General features: G+C 54.7%; 20 protein-coding genes. 11 read left to right on the top strand and 9 right to left on the bottom strand.

The window, feature by feature from the left end:
- Window positions 1-52 precede the first annotated feature (52 nt).
- From murA to mlaF, 7 genes are all read right to left on the bottom strand, one after another.
- The gene (gene murA, locus AC0TN7_RS12610; protein ID WP_024906358.1) at window positions 53-1,312 is read right to left on the bottom strand and encodes a UDP-N-acetylglucosamine 1-carboxyvinyltransferase; all 1,260 of its coding nucleotides are present in this window, start codon (window positions 1,310-1,312) and stop codon (window positions 53-55) included.
- Between the two features lie 50 nt (window positions 1,313-1,362).
- Complete coding sequence (gene ibaG / locus AC0TN7_RS12605) at window positions 1,363-1,617, bottom strand: BolA family iron metabolism protein IbaG (protein ID WP_008501458.1); 255 nt, start codon at window positions 1,615-1,617, stop codon at window positions 1,363-1,365.
- A gap of 126 nt (window positions 1,618-1,743) precedes the next feature.
- Entirely contained in the window at window positions 1,744-2,037 is a 294-nt protein-coding gene (gene mlaB, locus AC0TN7_RS12600) for a lipid asymmetry maintenance protein MlaB (RefSeq protein ID WP_024906357.1), read from the bottom strand.
- Complete coding sequence (mlaC, locus tag AC0TN7_RS12595) at window positions 2,037-2,672, bottom strand: phospholipid-binding protein MlaC (protein ID WP_024906356.1); 636 nt, start codon at window positions 2,670-2,672, stop codon at window positions 2,037-2,039. The genes mlaB and mlaC overlap by 1 nt, the downstream gene beginning before the upstream one ends.
- Before the next feature lie 18 nt (window positions 2,673-2,690).
- Window positions 2,691-3,239, bottom strand: coding sequence for an outer membrane lipid asymmetry maintenance protein MlaD (gene mlaD, locus AC0TN7_RS12590; RefSeq protein WP_061716413.1), 549 nt, complete (start codon window positions 3,237-3,239; stop codon window positions 2,691-2,693).
- 4 nt (window positions 3,240-3,243) lie between these two features.
- Complete coding sequence (gene mlaE, locus AC0TN7_RS12585; RefSeq protein WP_010436044.1) at window positions 3,244-4,026, bottom strand: lipid asymmetry maintenance ABC transporter permease subunit MlaE; 783 nt, start codon at window positions 4,024-4,026, stop codon at window positions 3,244-3,246.
- A gap of 7 nt (window positions 4,027-4,033) precedes the next feature.
- Entirely contained in the window at window positions 4,034-4,846 is an 813-nt protein-coding gene (gene mlaF / locus AC0TN7_RS12580; protein ID WP_024906354.1) for a phospholipid ABC transporter ATP-binding protein MlaF, read from the bottom strand.
- A gap of 227 nt (window positions 4,847-5,073) precedes the next feature.
- Between mlaF and AC0TN7_RS12575 the strand changes: the two genes are divergently transcribed.
- The 11 genes from AC0TN7_RS12575 to npr all read left to right on the top strand — a co-directional run bounded on the left by AC0TN7_RS12575 (window position 5,074) and on the right by npr (window position 12,992).
- Complete coding sequence (locus AC0TN7_RS12575; RefSeq protein WP_023309354.1) at window positions 5,074-6,051, top strand: calcium/sodium antiporter; 978 nt, start codon at window positions 5,074-5,076, stop codon at window positions 6,049-6,051.
- A gap of 12 nt (window positions 6,052-6,063) precedes the next feature.
- Window positions 6,064-7,050, top strand: a complete 987-nt coding sequence (kdsD, locus tag AC0TN7_RS12570; RefSeq protein ID WP_008501450.1) for an arabinose-5-phosphate isomerase KdsD — start codon at window positions 6,064-6,066, stop codon at window positions 7,048-7,050.
- Between the two features lie 14 nt (window positions 7,051-7,064).
- The gene (kdsC, locus tag AC0TN7_RS12565) at window positions 7,065-7,631 is read left to right on the top strand and encodes a 3-deoxy-manno-octulosonate-8-phosphatase KdsC (RefSeq protein ID WP_023309356.1); all 567 of its coding nucleotides are present in this window, start codon (window positions 7,065-7,067) and stop codon (window positions 7,629-7,631) included.
- Window positions 7,628-8,203 carry an LPS export ABC transporter periplasmic protein LptC gene (gene lptC / locus AC0TN7_RS12560; RefSeq protein ID WP_024906353.1) on the top strand — a complete coding sequence of 192 codons (576 nt, stop codon included), beginning with the start codon at window positions 7,628-7,630 and terminating at the stop codon, window positions 8,201-8,203. Before kdsC ends, lptC begins: the two co-directional genes overlap by 4 nt.
- Entirely contained in the window at window positions 8,172-8,726 is a 555-nt protein-coding gene (lptA, locus tag AC0TN7_RS12555) for a lipopolysaccharide ABC transporter substrate-binding protein LptA (RefSeq protein ID WP_024906352.1), read from the top strand. Before lptC ends, lptA begins: the two co-directional genes overlap by 32 nt.
- A gap of 6 nt (window positions 8,727-8,732) precedes the next feature.
- The gene (lptB, locus tag AC0TN7_RS12550; protein ID WP_025756692.1) at window positions 8,733-9,458 is read left to right on the top strand and encodes an LPS export ABC transporter ATP-binding protein; all 726 of its coding nucleotides are present in this window, start codon (window positions 8,733-8,735) and stop codon (window positions 9,456-9,458) included.
- Between the two features lie 47 nt (window positions 9,459-9,505).
- Window positions 9,506-10,939: an RNA polymerase factor sigma-54 gene (rpoN, locus tag AC0TN7_RS12545; RefSeq protein ID WP_032650397.1), complete on the top strand. Its 1,434-nt coding sequence runs from the start codon at window positions 9,506-9,508 to the stop codon at window positions 10,937-10,939.
- Between the two features lie 22 nt (window positions 10,940-10,961).
- On the top strand, window positions 10,962-11,249 hold the full coding sequence (gene hpf / locus AC0TN7_RS12540; RefSeq protein ID WP_008501444.1) for a ribosome hibernation promoting factor: 288 nt from the start codon (window positions 10,962-10,964) through the stop codon (window positions 11,247-11,249).
- 82 nt (window positions 11,250-11,331) lie between these two features.
- Window positions 11,332-11,823 carry a PTS IIA-like nitrogen regulatory protein PtsN gene (gene ptsN / locus AC0TN7_RS12535; RefSeq protein ID WP_008501443.1) on the top strand — a complete coding sequence of 164 codons (492 nt, stop codon included), beginning with the start codon at window positions 11,332-11,334 and terminating at the stop codon, window positions 11,821-11,823.
- A 45-nt stretch (window positions 11,824-11,868) separates the two neighbouring features.
- A complete protein-coding gene (rapZ, locus tag AC0TN7_RS12530) occupies window positions 11,869-12,723 on the top strand; it encodes an RNase adapter RapZ (protein ID WP_014885397.1) in 855 nt (284 codons plus the stop codon).
- Window positions 12,720-12,992, top strand: coding sequence for a PTS phosphocarrier protein NPr (gene npr / locus AC0TN7_RS12525; protein ID WP_003861872.1), 273 nt, complete (start codon window positions 12,720-12,722; stop codon window positions 12,990-12,992). Before rapZ ends, npr begins: the two co-directional genes overlap by 4 nt.
- A 39-nt stretch (window positions 12,993-13,031) precedes the next feature.
- Here npr and mtgA read toward each other — a convergent pair whose 3' ends face one another.
- Together mtgA and elbB are read right to left on the bottom strand one after the other, a co-directional pair.
- Window positions 13,032-13,757: a monofunctional biosynthetic peptidoglycan transglycosylase gene (gene mtgA / locus AC0TN7_RS12520; protein ID WP_024906349.1), complete on the bottom strand. Its 726-nt coding sequence runs from the start codon at window positions 13,755-13,757 to the stop codon at window positions 13,032-13,034.
- On the bottom strand, window positions 13,754-14,407 hold the full coding sequence (elbB, locus tag AC0TN7_RS12515) for an isoprenoid biosynthesis glyoxalase ElbB (RefSeq protein ID WP_090418875.1): 654 nt from the start codon (window positions 14,405-14,407) through the stop codon (window positions 13,754-13,756). Before elbB ends, mtgA begins: the two co-directional genes overlap by 4 nt.
- Window positions 14,408-14,458: the final 51 nt, after the last annotated feature.

Here is a 14,458-nt window from a genome sequence, read left to right as displayed (position 1 = left end):
TGACAGGAACAGCAACCCCCCGGTCATTGCTGGCAGGGGGCTGCCGGAACGATTACTCGCCCTTCACACGCTCGATATTGGCACCCAGCGCGCGCAGTTTATCTTCGATACGCTCATAACCACGATCGATGTGATAAATACGATCCACGATCGTTGTGCCTTCCGCGATACAACCCGCCAGCACCAGGCTTGCAGACGCACGCAGATCGGTTGCCATCACCTGAGCACCTGACAGTTTCTCAACGCCATGGCAAATCACGGTATTACTTTCGATCTCAGCATGCGCACCCATACGGATCAGCTCCGGTACATGCATAAAGCGGTTTTCGAAAATGGTTTCTGTGATGAAGCCAGTACCTTCGGCGACCAGGTTCAACAGGGTGAACTGCGCCTGCATGTCCGTTGGGAACGCCGGATGCGGTGCCGTCCGCACATTGACCGCTTTTGGACGCTGGCCGTGCATATCAAGGCTGATCCAGTCTTCACCGATTTCGATATCCGCACCCGCATCGCGCAGTTTCGCCAGCACCGCATCCAGGGTATCGGGCTGCGCGTTGCGACAAACAATCTTACCGCCAGAGATCGCGGCAGCGACCAGGAAGGTACCGGTTTCGATACGGTCCGGCAGAACGCGATAAACACCACCGCCCAGACGCTCAACGCCTTCGATGGTGATACGGTCGGTACCCTGACCGGTGATCTTCGCACCCAGCGCCACGAGGAAGTTGGCGGTATCCACAATTTCCGGTTCGCGCGCGGCGTTTTCGATGATAGTGGTCCCTTCTGCCAGCGTCGCCGCAGACATAATGGTCACCGTTGCGCCCACGCTCACTTTGTCCATGACAATGTGCGCGCCTTTCAGACGACCATTGACGGACGCTTTAACGTAGCCTTCTTCCAGCTTGATCTCTGCGCCCAGTTTTTCCAGACCAAAGATGTGCAGGTCAACCGGACGCGCACCGATAGCGCAGCCGCCCGGCAGAGAGACCTGACCCTGACCAAAACGCGCCACCAGTGGGCCAAGCGCCCAGATGGATGCACGCATGGTTTTCACCAGATCGTAAGGGGCAGAGAAGTTGTTCACCTTGCTGGCGTCGATCCAGACGGAACCGTTACGCTCGACTTTCGTGCCCAACTGGGTGAGCAGCTTCATGGTGGTATCGATATCTTTCAGCTTCGGTACGTTCTGAATTTCTACCGGCTCTTCCGCGAGCAGCGCAGCAAAGAGGATTGGCAGCGCGGCGTTTTTCGCGCCAGAAATTGTGACTTCGCCCTGGAGACGCGTTGGCCCCTGTACACGAAATTTATCCATTGTGTGCTCTCTTATAAATTCAACCGTGCTGCGGGCCTGTCGCCCTCAGCTCAAAAACCGTTTAGTTTGCGATCGCGTGCCCACTCTTGCGGGGTGAACGCTTTAATCGACAGGGCGTGGATGCGGTTATCCGCAATATATTCCATCAGCGGCGCGTACACAGCCTGCTGTTTCTTCACACGGCTCATACCGTCGAACATCTCACCCACAGCAATAACCTGGAAGTGACTGCCATCGCCAGTGACGTGGGCTTCCTGAAGGGAGAGTGCATTCATCAGCACTGTCTGGATTTCATGATTTTCCATGGGTTCTTAATCATCTGATAGTGAAAACAAGCCCAACATCTTAGAGCAAAGTGGCGTCGTCTTAAACAAGCAAAAAGCCCCGACGATGAAACTGTCAGGGCTTTCGGAAGTAACGCACTGAAAATATTAACGAGGCAATACGTCCTGAGGCAGATTGTAGAGCTGCGCCAGGGTAACGACATTATCGCTCGCGCCGCGAAGCGTGACGCTCGCCCCCTGCTTTTTCCCTACCGCAACCAGATGGGCAAGCAGCGCAACGCCTGCCGTATCGACCCGTGTGATGTCGGTTAAGTCGATAAGCGTCACGCCCTGCATAGCCTCATGGCGTTTATCCCATAAGGGGTTCAGCAGATCCTGATCCAGCTCACCGGACAGCTTTAATGTCTCGCCTTCACGCGACCAGCTGAGTTGCTGTGACATTACTTCTTCTCGTCCAGCGTGATTTTCTGACGAGCAATGGACTGCAGTTGCGCGGTCAGGCCATCAATCCCCTTGGTGCGCAGCAGGTCACTCCACTCGTTCTGTTTGGTGGTGATCATGCTTACGCCTTCGGCGATCATGTCATACGCCTGCCAGTGGCCGGTCTGGCTGTTTTTACGCCACTGGAAATCCAGACGAACCGGCGGACGACCGTTAGGATCGTTGATCGTTACGCGGATAGGCACGATGGTCGCATCTCCCAGCGGCTGCTCAGGCGCAATCTGATAGGTCTGACCGTGGTACATCGCCAGCGCCTGGCCATAAGCCTGTTTCAGGTATTCACGGAACGCGGCAAAGTAGGCCTCACGCTGCGCAGGGGTCGCGTCTTTGTAATAACGTCCCAGCACCAGCGCACCCGCATATTTGATCTGCACATACGGCAGCAGTTCCTGGTCAACGACATCACGCAGATAATCAGGATTAGCACGAATTTTAGGCTGTTCGTTTGTAAGGCGGTCGAAGGTCTTCTTCGCCGCTTCGTCCATCAGTTTGTACGGGTTACTCTGATCCGCAGCGTGGGCAGCGGTAAGAGGGGCGATGACCAGCATGGCAACCATTAACAGTCGTTTAAACATGAATGACTTCTCCTGAAATTAATTCGCAGCACCAGGTGCCGGTGCGGCGTCGGTATGCTCTTCGCTCTGCGCAGGGGCTGCATCGGATTTTTTCTCATCCCCTTTGCTGTTGTAAAGGAACTGACCAATCATATCCTCCAGAACCATCGCGGATTTCGTATCCTGAATGACGCTACCGTCTTTAAGGATAGTCGTTCCCAGCTCAGGGTCTTCAAAACCGACGTTAAGCGCCAGATATTGTTCACCCAGCAGGCCGGAAGTACGGATAGAAAGGGAACTGGTGTCCGGGATATGGTTATAACGCTCTTCGATATCCATCGCGACGCGTGGCAGATAGGTTTTCTCATCGAGCGTAATGTCCGTTACGCGTCCGATCACCACGCCGCCAATACGGACCGGTGAACGCGCCTTCAGCCCGCCGATGTTATCGAAGGTGGCATAGATGCGATACGTCGGCTCGGTGCGCACAGACGTAATATCCGCCGCTCTCAGGCAGATGAACAGCGCGGCCAGCAGCGCCAGAAGCAGGAATACACCGACCCAAATTTCATTTTTTCTCGTTTGCATGAACTCAATTCCCAAACATCAGTGCGGTGAGCACAAAATCCAGACCCAGTACGGCCAGCGACGAATGTACGACGGTACGTGTAGTTGCACGGCTAATGCCCGCCGACGTCGGGATGGCATCGTAACCATTGAACAATGCAATCCACGTGACCGTAATGGCAAATACCACGCTTTTAATCAGGCAGTTAACCAGATCCATTCGCAGGTCAATGGCGTCCTGCATCGCGGACCAGAAGAAACCGGCATCAATGCCTTTCCAGTGCACGCCAACCAGCGAACCGCCCCAGATACCCACGGCGACAAACAGAATAGTCAGTAACGGTAAAGAGATCACCCCAGCCCAGAAACGCGGCGAGATCACGCGACGTAGCGGATCGACCGCCATCATCTCCATGCTGGAGAGCTGCTCGGTCGCACGCATCAGGCCAATTTCTGCCGTTAATGCTGACCCCGCACGCCCGGCGAACAACAACGCCGCCACAACCGGCCCCAGTTCTCGCAGCAGCGAGAGTGCCACCAGCATCCCGAGGCTGGTTTCCGCACTGTAGGTTGTCAGAACAAGATAGCCCTGTAGCCCAAGCACCATACCGATAAAAAGACCGGAGACAATGATGATGAGCATCGACAGCACGCCGACATTATAAAGCTGCCGCACCAGCAGCGGTGCGTGCTTACGGAATTCCGGCTTGCCGACCAGCGCGTTGAATAACATCAATCCGGCACGCCCGAACGTCCTGATGGTTTTTATGCCACGGTGTCCGAGAGCGGCCAACGCATTTAACAGCATGAGTGGCTTAACTCCCTATTCCCAGTAAATCGTCACGATAGTCGCCCGCCGGGTAGCGGAACGGCACAGGGCCATCGGCAATACCGTCGAGGAACTGCCGCACGCGCGGATCGCAATTCTCCTGCAGCGCCTGGGCGCTACCGTGCGCGACGATCTTTTTGTCCGCCACGATATAGGCGTAATCGGCAATGCTCAATACTTCCGGTACATCGTGAGATACCACAATGCAGGTAACGCCAAGCGCACTGTTCAGTTCAGAGATGAGCTTCACCAGCACGCCCATCGTGATGGGATCCTGTCCAACGAACGGTTCGTCAAACATGATTAAATCAGGTTCGAGTGCAATGGCTCGCGCCAGCGCGGCGCGGCGCGCCATCCCCCCGGATAGCTCTGAAGGCATCAGTTTCGCGGCGCCCCGCAAACCGACGGCTTCAAGCTTCATCATCACCGTGCTTTTCAGCAGTTCAGGCGGCAGGCTGGTATGCTCGCGCAGCGGATAGGCCACGTTATCAAAGACATTCATGTCGGTGAACAAGGCTCCAGACTGAAAGAGCATGCTCATGCGTTTGCGGACAGTATACAGGCGCGAGCGTGACATCTCCGGGATGTTTTCGCCATCAAAGAGAATTTCACCGCTATCCGGTGGGATCTGCCCACCAATAAGGCGCAACAGGGTCGTTTTACCGATCCCGGACGGCCCCATTATGGCAGTGATCTTGCCACGCGGTACGGTCAACGAAATATCATCAAATATCAATCTGTTGGCGCGAGAAAAACTCACACCGCGAACATCGACTAAATTCGCCATCGTTTGGCTCATTTATGGTTCCTTTATTACCCTGCTCACATTAAGGCATGCTGCCTGAATCAGCCCTCAACTCCGCATTTTTACAGAATAATAGCCGTTGAGGTTAGCGAAAGCTGGCATTTGTTTTACTTTTCCGGCGCATAAAGTCAAAATTAGGAATTCGTTACGCCTCAGACTGTATGCAGTCCAGCCATTTCCGCGCGATGGACCGACGAGTATACCTGAAGAAAGGACTTTTGATGCTTTTAGCAACAGCACTGTTAATAATTGGTTTACTTTTGGTGGTCTACAGTGCTGACCGTTTAGTGTTTGCTGCATCTATCCTGTGTCGCCTGACGGGCGTACCGCCTGTCGTCATCGGGATGACCGTGGTCAGTGTTGGAACGTCACTTCCTGAAATCATCGTCTCTGTCTCGGCATCGCTGCATGGTCAGTTAGACCTGGCAGTCGGCACTGCGATTGGCTCTAACATCGTCAATATACTCTTGATTTTAGGCCTGGCGGCACTGCTCCATCCATTTCGCGTGCATTCTGATGTTCTGCGCCGTGAATTGCCGCTAATGTTAATCGTAAGTCTGCTGGCAGGGTGCGTATTTTACGATGGTGTACTGAGCTACAGCGACGGCATTTTCTTGCTGGCGCTGGCCGTTATTTGGCTGCTCTATAGTGTTAAAATCGCCCGTCTGGCTGAAAAGCAGGGCCAGGATAGCCTCACGCGTGAGCAGGTCGCCGAACTTCCGCGAGAAGGCACGCTGCCTGTTGCCCTGCTGTGGCTTGGCGTTGCGCTGATCATCATGCCGATGGCAACGCGTATGGTCGTGGATAACGCGACGGTGCTGGCGAACTATTTCGCCATCAGTGAACTGACCATTGGCCTGACGGTGATTGCCATCGGTACCAGCCTGCCGGAGCTGGCTACGGCCATTGCGGGGGCACGCAAAGGTGAGGATGACATTGCCATTGGTAATATCATCGGTTCCAACATATTTAATATCGCCATTGTGATGGGGCTGCCGGCCCTGATTACGCCAGGGCCCTTTAATCCCCTGGCGTTCTCACGCGACTACGGCGTGATGTTATTGGTCAGCGTGATATTTGCCCTGCTCTGCTGGCGGCGGCAACGACAGATCGGCAAAGGCGCAGGCGCGCTGCTGACGGGTGGATTTATCGTATGGATGGCGATGCTGTACTGGCTCTCGCCTCTTCTCTCTGGGTAACGGAAACGCATTATGTCGCAAATAGAATTGCAGCCGGGTTTTGACTTTCAGAAAGCAGGCAAAGACGTTCTGGAGATTGAACGTGAAGGTCTGGCGCAGTTAGATCAGTACATTAATCAGGATTTTAGTCTGGCATGTGAGAAGATATTCTACTGTGCCGGCAAAGTCGTGGTGATGGGGATGGGTAAGTCCGGCCACATTGGACGCAAAATGGCGGCAACGTTTGCCAGTACCGGCACCTCGTCCTTCTTTGTGCACCCGGGGGAAGCCGCGCACGGCGATCTGGGTATGGTCACGCCGCAGGATATCGTCATCGCGCTGTCCAACTCCGGTGAGTCCAATGAGATCCTGGCGTTGATCCCGGTACTGAAGCGCCTGCAGGTGCCGCTTATTTGCATGACCAGCCGTCCGGAAAGCAGCATGGCGCGTGCGGCCGACATTCACCTGTGCGTGAAAGTGCCCAAGGAGGCCTGTCCGCTCGGCCTCGCGCCGACGTCCAGCACCACCGCCGCGCTGGTCATGGGTGATGCGCTTGCCGTCGCGCTGCTCGAAGCCCGTGGTTTTACGCCGGAAGATTTCGCGCTTTCCCACCCGGGCGGTGCGCTGGGGCGCAAGCTACTGCTTCGGGTAAACGATATTATGCACACCGGGGATGAGATCCCTCACGTCAGTAAAGAAGCCTCCCTGCGTGATGCGCTGCTGGAAATCACCCGCAAGAATCTGGGGATGACGGTCGTGTGCGACGATCTGATGAAAATTCAGGGGATCTTCACCGATGGCGACCTGCGTCGCGTGTTCGACATGGGTGTCGATGTCCGCACGCTCGGCATTGCCGACGTGATGACGCCAGGCGGTATCCGCGTGCGTCCGGGTACGCTGGCCGTGGATGTGCTGAACCTGATGCAGTCCCGCCATATCACCTCCGTTATGGTTGCCGATGGCGACCAGTTGCTGGGTGTGGTACATATGCATGATCTGCTGCGCGCAGGCGTAGTGTAATGAAGGATAAGACAATGAGTAATGCGGGTGCATCCCTTGCAACCTGTTATGGTCCGGTCAGTACCCAGATGATGGCAAAGGCGGAAAACATTCGTCTGCTCATCCTGGATGTGGATGGGGTACTCTCCGACGGCCTGATTTACATGGGCAATAATGGTGAAGAGCTGAAAGCGTTTAACGTTCGCGACGGCTACGGTATCCGCTGTGCGCTCACCTCAGGTATTGAGGTGGCTATCATCACCGGGCGAAAAGCTAAACTGGTAGAAGACCGCTGTGAAACCTTAGGCATTACCCATCTGTATCAGGGGCAATCCGATAAGATGGCGGCGTTTAAGGATTTACTGGGTAAACTGGCTATCGCACCGGAAAACGTGGCCTACGTCGGGGACGATCTGATTGACTGGCCCGTGATGGCTGAAGTTGGGCTGAGCATCGCCGTTGCCGATGCGCATCCGCTGCTGATCCCGCGCGCTGACTATGTTACCCACATCAACGGGGGCCGCGGTGCCGTACGTGAAGTCTGCGATCTGCTCCTGCTGGCGCAGGGCAAGCTTGATGAGGCCAAAGGGCAATCGATATGAGTAAAACCAGACGTTGGATTATCATTTTGCTTTCGCTTGTCGCACTGGTATTGATTGGCGTGAACCTTGCCGATCGCGACGATACGCAAACAGAAGTGATCAACAATAACGATCCAACCTATAAAAGCGATCACAGCGACACCGTGGTCTACAGCCCTGAAGGCGCGCTGAACTATCGCCTGATTGCCCAGCATGTTGAATATTTTTCAGATGACGGTATTTCGTGGTTTACCCAACCTGTCATGACCACATTTGATAAGGACAAAGTGCCGACGTGGTCAATTAAGTCAGATCGGGCAAAACTGACAAATGACCGTATGCTTTATCTGTATGGCCACGTTGAAGTCAACGCCCTGACCGCTGACTCGCAACTACGAAAAATTACGACGGATAATGCCCAGATCAACCTGGTAACCCAGGACGTGACGTCGCAGGATCTGGTCACACTGTATGGCACAACATTTAATTCCAGCGGTTTGAGAATGCGCGGGAACTTACGCAGCAAAAACGCCGAGCTGATTGAAAAGGTTAGAACCTCCTATGAAATTCAAAACAAACAAACTCAGCCTTAAAGTAATTATCGCCAGCGCGATGCTGGCGACCAGTCTCCCCGCGCTTGCTGTAACGGGCGATACCGACCAACCGATCCATATCGAGTCCGACACCCAGTCTCTCGATATGCAGGGCAACGTCGTCACCTTCACGGGTAACGTCGTCATGACTCAGGGCACCATCAAAATTAATGCCGACAAAGTGGTCGTGACCCGTCCGGGTGGCGAGCAGGGCAAAGAGATCATTGATGGTTACGGTAACCCGGCCACCTTCTACCAGATGCAGGACAACGGCAAGCCGGTGAAAGGTCACGCTACGCACATGCACTATGAGCTGGCGAAGGACCTGGTCATCCTGACCGGTAATGCGTACCTGGAACAGCTGGACAGCAACATTACCGGCGACCAGATTACCTATCTGGTAAAAGAGCAAAAAATGCAGGCCTCCAGCGAGAAAGGCAAACGCGTCACCACCGTACTGGTTCCGTCGCAGCTGCAGGATAAAGGCAAAGGCCAGGCCCCGGCACAGAAGAAGAGTAACTAATTCGTTATGGCAACATTAACTGCAAAAAATCTCGCGAAGGCCTATAAAGGCCGCCGTGTCGTAGAAGATGTCAGTCTGACCGTCAACTCCGGCGAAATTGTAGGGCTACTTGGCCCTAACGGTGCGGGTAAAACCACCACTTTCTACATGGTCGTTGGCATTGTGCCGCGCGATGCTGGCAACATTGTCATTGACGATGAAGACATCAGTCTTCTGCCGCTGCACGCACGCGCACGTCGCGGGATCGGCTACCTGCCGCAGGAAGCCTCCATTTTCCGTCGTCTTAGCGTTTACGATAACCTGATGGCGGTCCTGCAAATTCGTAACGATCTGACCAGCGAACAGCGTCAGGATCGTGCCAACGAGCTGATGGAAGAGTTCCACATTGAGCATCTGCGCGACAGCCTCGGTCAGGCTCTCTCCGGGGGCGAACGCCGTCGTGTTGAGATTGCCCGTGCGCTGGCCGCAAATCCGAAGTTTATCCTTCTGGATGAACCGTTTGCGGGCGTTGACCCGATCTCGGTTATCGACATTAAACGTATCATTGAACACCTGCGTGACAGCGGGCTTGGCGTACTGATCACCGACCACAACGTCCGTGAAACGCTGGCCGTGTGTGAACGCGCGTATATTGTGAGCCAGGGCAATCTGATCGCCCACGGTACGCCGCAGCAGATCCTCGAAGACGATCATGTTAAGCGCGTCTATCTTGGGGAAGACTTCAGACTCTGATAGGGTAGAGGTAACGTAACGCCGAACCGGAGAAAAATGCTCTGAACATGAAGCAAGGTTTGCAATTAAGGCTCAGCCAACAACTGGCGATGACGCCGCAGCTACAGCAGGCAATTCGCCTGTTGCAACTGTCCACGTTAGAACTTCAGCAGGAGCTCCAGCAGGCGCTGGACAGCAACCCCCTGCTGGAACAAACCGATCTTCATGACGAGGTAGATACCCAGCAATCGCAGGATACAGAAGCGCTCGATACCGCGGATGCACTCGAACAAAAAGAGATGCCGGACGAGCTTCCGCTGGATGCCAGCTGGGATGAAATCTATACCGCCGGAACCCCTTCCGGTACGCGTGCAGACTACCAGGATGATGAGCTACCGGTCTACCAGGGCGAAACCACCCAGTCACTGCAGGATTACCTGATGTGGCAGGTGGAACTCACCCCCTTCTCCGATACCGACCGCGCGATTGCCACCTCAATTGTCGATGCCGTTGACGACACTGGCTATTTGACCGTCACGCTGGACGATATTCTGGAAAGCATGGGCGACGACGAGATAGAGCTTGAGGAAGTTGAAGCCGTTCTGAAGCGCATCCAGCGTTTCGATCCAGTAGGCGTGGCCGCAAAAGATCTGCGCGACTGCCTACTGATCCAGCTTTCTCAGTTCAGCAAAGAGACGCCGTGGCTCGACGAGGCGCGCTTAATCATCAGCGATCATCTGGATCTGCTGGCGAACCACGATTTCCGCTCCCTGATGCGCGTCACGCGCCTGAAGGAAGAGGTGCTGAAAGAAGCGGTGAATCTGATCCAGTCGCTCGATCCGCGCCCGGGACAGTCGATCCAGACCAGCGAGCCCGAGTACGTCATCCCGGATGTGCTGGTCAGAAAACACAATGGCCGCTGGGTCGTTGAACTGAATTCAGACAGCATCCCTCGCCTGCAAATCAACCAGCAGTATGCCTCCATGTGCACCAGCGTGCGTAACGACTCCGACAATCAATATATTCGTAGCAATTTGCAGGAAGCGCGATGGCTGATCAAAAGTCTGGAGAGCCGAAATGATACGCTGCTACGCGTCAGCCGCTGTATTGTCGAACAGCAGCAGGCGTTCTTTGAGCAGGGCGAAGAGTATATGAAACCGATGGTACTGGCGGATATCGCCCAGGCCGTCGAAATGCATGAATCAACCATTTCCCGTGTCACCACGCAGAAGTATCTGCACAGTCCACGCGGTATTTTTGAGCTTAAGTATTTCTTCTCCAGCCATGTGAATACCGAGGGCGGCGGCGAAGCGTCGTCAACGGCCATTCGTGCCCTGGTGAAGAAGTTGATCGCCGCGGAGAATCCCGCGAAGCCACTAAGCGACAGTAAGTTAACCACCATGCTGTCCGATCAGGGTATTATGGTGGCACGTCGTACTGTTGCGAAGTATCGAGAGTCTTTATCCATTCCGCCGTCCAACCAGCGTAAACAGCTGGTCTGACACAACCGATAAGGAAGACACTATGCAGCTCAACATCACTGGACAAAACGTCGAAATTACTGAGGCTTTACGCGACTTTGTGAACGCGAAGTTTGCAAAACTCGAGCAGTATTTCGAAAGGATCAATCAGGTCTATATTGTGTTGAAAGTGGAGAAAGTGACTCATATCTCGGATGCCACCCTGCATGTTAACGGGGGTGAACTGCATGCCAGTGCGGAAGGGCAAGACATGTACGCTGCTATCGACGGCTTGATTGATAAGCTTGCACGACAGCTCAATAAACATAAAGATAAACTGAAACAACACTAATTGTCCGGGCAGTTAACGGGTGCAGGACGGCCTGTTGTGAAACACAACAGGCCATTTGTACAGTTAGCGCTTAGGTGAAATTATGATGAACAACGATTCCGCTCTTCAACTGAGCAATGTCCTTAACCAGGAATGTACCCGCAGTGCGGTTCACTGCCAGAGCAAAAAACGTGCGCTGGAGATCATCAGTGAACTGGCCGCAAAACAGCTGGGCCTGCCGCCGCAGGTGGTATTCGAGGCGATTCTGACCCGTGAAAAAATGGGCAGTACCGGTATCGGCAACGGCATCGCGATCCCGCACGGCAAACTGGAAGAGGATACCCTGCGTGCCGTTGGTGTGTTTGTGCAGCTTGAAACACCCATCGCCTTCGATGCCATCGATAACCAGCCCGTCGATCTCCTCTTCGCGCTGCTGGTGCCTGCCGATCAGACGAAAACCCATCTGCATACGCTGTCGCTGGTCGCAAAACGTCTGGCCGATAAAACCATTTGCCGTCGGCTGCGCTCGGCCCAAAGTGATGAAGAGCTCTATCAAATTATCACTGAAGCAGAAGGCAATCAGGATGATGCATAACCAGGAGATGGCCTTCACATCTGTTGTCCTGAGGAGAAACGGAACATGGTGCTGATGATTGTCAGTGGCCGTTCAGGGTCGGGGAAATCCGTTGCTCTGCGCGCGCTGGAAGACATGGGTTTTTACTGCGTCGATAACCTGCCGGTCGTGTTATTGCCTGACCTGGCCCGTACGCTTGCGGAGAGGCAAACCTCTGCCGCCGTCAGCATCGACGTCCGTAACATGCCTGAATCGCCAGAGATCTTCGAGCAGGCCATGAGCAACCTGCCTGATGCGTTCTCGCCTCAGCTGCTGTTCCTCGATGCAGACCGCAATACGCTGATCCGTCGCTACAGCGATACCCGTCGCTTGCACCCGCTTTCCAGTAAGAACCTCTCACTGGAGAGCGCGATCGATGAAGAGAGCGATCTGCTGGAGCCGCTGCGCTCTCGTGCCGACCTGATTGTCGACACCTCTGAGATGTCCGTTCACGAGCTGGCGGAAATGCTGCGTACCCGACTGTTGGGCAAGCGCGAGCGCGAACTGACGATGGTGTTCGAATCCTTCGGCTTTAAGCACGGTATTCCAATTGATGCGGATTACGTTTTCGACGTGCGCTTCCTGCCGAACCCGCACTGGGATCCGAAGCTGCGTCCCATGACCGGTCTGGACAAACCCGTCGCGGCCTTCCTCGACCGGCACACAGAAGTTCACAATTTTATCTACCAGACGCGAAGCTACCTTGAGCTATGGTTACCTATGCTGGAGACAAACAATCGTAGCTACCTGACGGTGGCGATTGGCTGTACCGGCGGTAAACATCGTTCGGTTTATATCGCCGAACAGCTGGCCGACTATTTCCGCTCGCGCGGGAAGAACGTTCAGTCCCGTCATCGCACGCTGGAAAAACGTAAAACATGACCGTAAAACAAACCGTTGAGATCACCAATAAGCTGGGTATGCATGCACGCCCGGCGATGAAACTGTTTGAGCTGATGCAGGGTTTCGATGCAGAGGTTCTGCTGCGGAATGACGAAGGTACCGAAGCGGAAGCGAACAGCGTGATAGCCCTGCTAATGCTGGATTCCGCCAAAGGGCGTCAGATTGAAGTCGAAGCCACAGGACCTCAGGAAGAGGAAGCGCTGGCGGCGGTGATTGCCCTGTTTAACGCCGGATTTGACGAAGACTAACGTTCGCCCCTTCGGCGGGTGGCGCTGCGCTTACCCGCCCTACTTAAGATTGTTACGCTGCATAAAACCCTCTCCACCCAGCTGATTCATCTGGCGTAGGATCCACGCCTGACGGCTTCGCACGTACCCTGATGGGGCGCTGGCTTTAAAGCGGATGGGATTCGGTAAGACAGCGGCCAATAGTGCTGCTTCTGACATGCTCAGACGGCTGGCTGGCTTATTGAAATAACGCTGCGCGGCAGCTTCCACGCCAAAAATACCGTCGCCAAATTCAGCGACGTTGAGATAGACGGTCAGAATGCGCTTTTTGCTCCAGACCGTTTCCATCCCCAGGGTCAACCCCGCTTCCAGCCCCTTTCGCACCCAGCTGCGGCCGTCCCACAGAAACAGATTTTTGGCCGTCTGCTGCGACAAGGTTGAGGCACCGCGCACGCGGTTTTCATGGCGTTCGTTATGGGCCAGCGCCTTCTCGATGGCCGCCACGTCGAACCCCCAGTGCTCCGGGAATTTCTGGTCCTCCGCCGCGATGACCGCCAGACCCATGAACGGCGAGATCTCGTCCATGCTTACCCAGTCAGAGTGGGCAACATAGCTGAAATCGCCGCTGAGCCACGCGCCGAGCTGGCGCTCAACCATCACGGCAGAGAACGGGACTGGCATAATGCTGAACAGGGCGAGTCCACCGCCCCAAAACACCGCCAGCACCAGAACGATGCGCAACAGGGTACGTTTTACCCACGCGCCGGCACCGGATTGACGACTCATTCAGCCAACACCAGCACGCGGGCGACCAGCTTTTCGATCCCCATAGCCGCTTCTGCAATATTCTTCGCCAGCATATACGCAGGCGTGGTGACAATTTTGTTATCTTCATCAACCACAATGTCATCTACCGGGCACGGAACGTGTTCGCCCCCCATTTCCTCGACGATCTCTGCGGTATCGATATCCGTCCCGATGGTCAGGCGCAGCGGGAAATCAAAAATCTTAGGCAACATCGCCGGTGCGATACAGATAAAGCCCAGCGGTTTTCCTGCCGCATGCATAGCCTGCGACAGCGCTTTCAGATGAGGATCGATCTGACACTCCGCGCCCTGCGCAGCAAAGGTACTGAGATTTTTGGCCGCGCCAAACCCACCCGGCACAATGAGCGCATCAAGCTCTGTAGGGGCTGCCTGGATAAGAGGATGGATATCACCTCGCGCAATACGCGCGGCTTCAATCAGTACATTACGGGTTTCCGCCATCGGCTCACCGGTCAGATGGTTAATCACATCCGCCTGATTTTTGTCTGGCGCAAAACAAATAACCTCTGCTCCCTGCTTAGCCAGGGCTAGCAGCGTAATGACGGCTTCGTGTATTTCAGAACCATCGTAAACACCGCATCCGCTCAGCACGACACCAATCTTTTTCATCATGACAATCCTTTTCTGCAACTTGCTGAAGCACATTAATAATTTTGATTA

It is taken from the genome of Enterobacter sp. PL_is511, assembly GCF_055816065.1.
The sequence above is the reverse complement of the archived record's forward strand: the minus strand, read 5'-3'. Positions and strand labels throughout refer to the sequence as shown.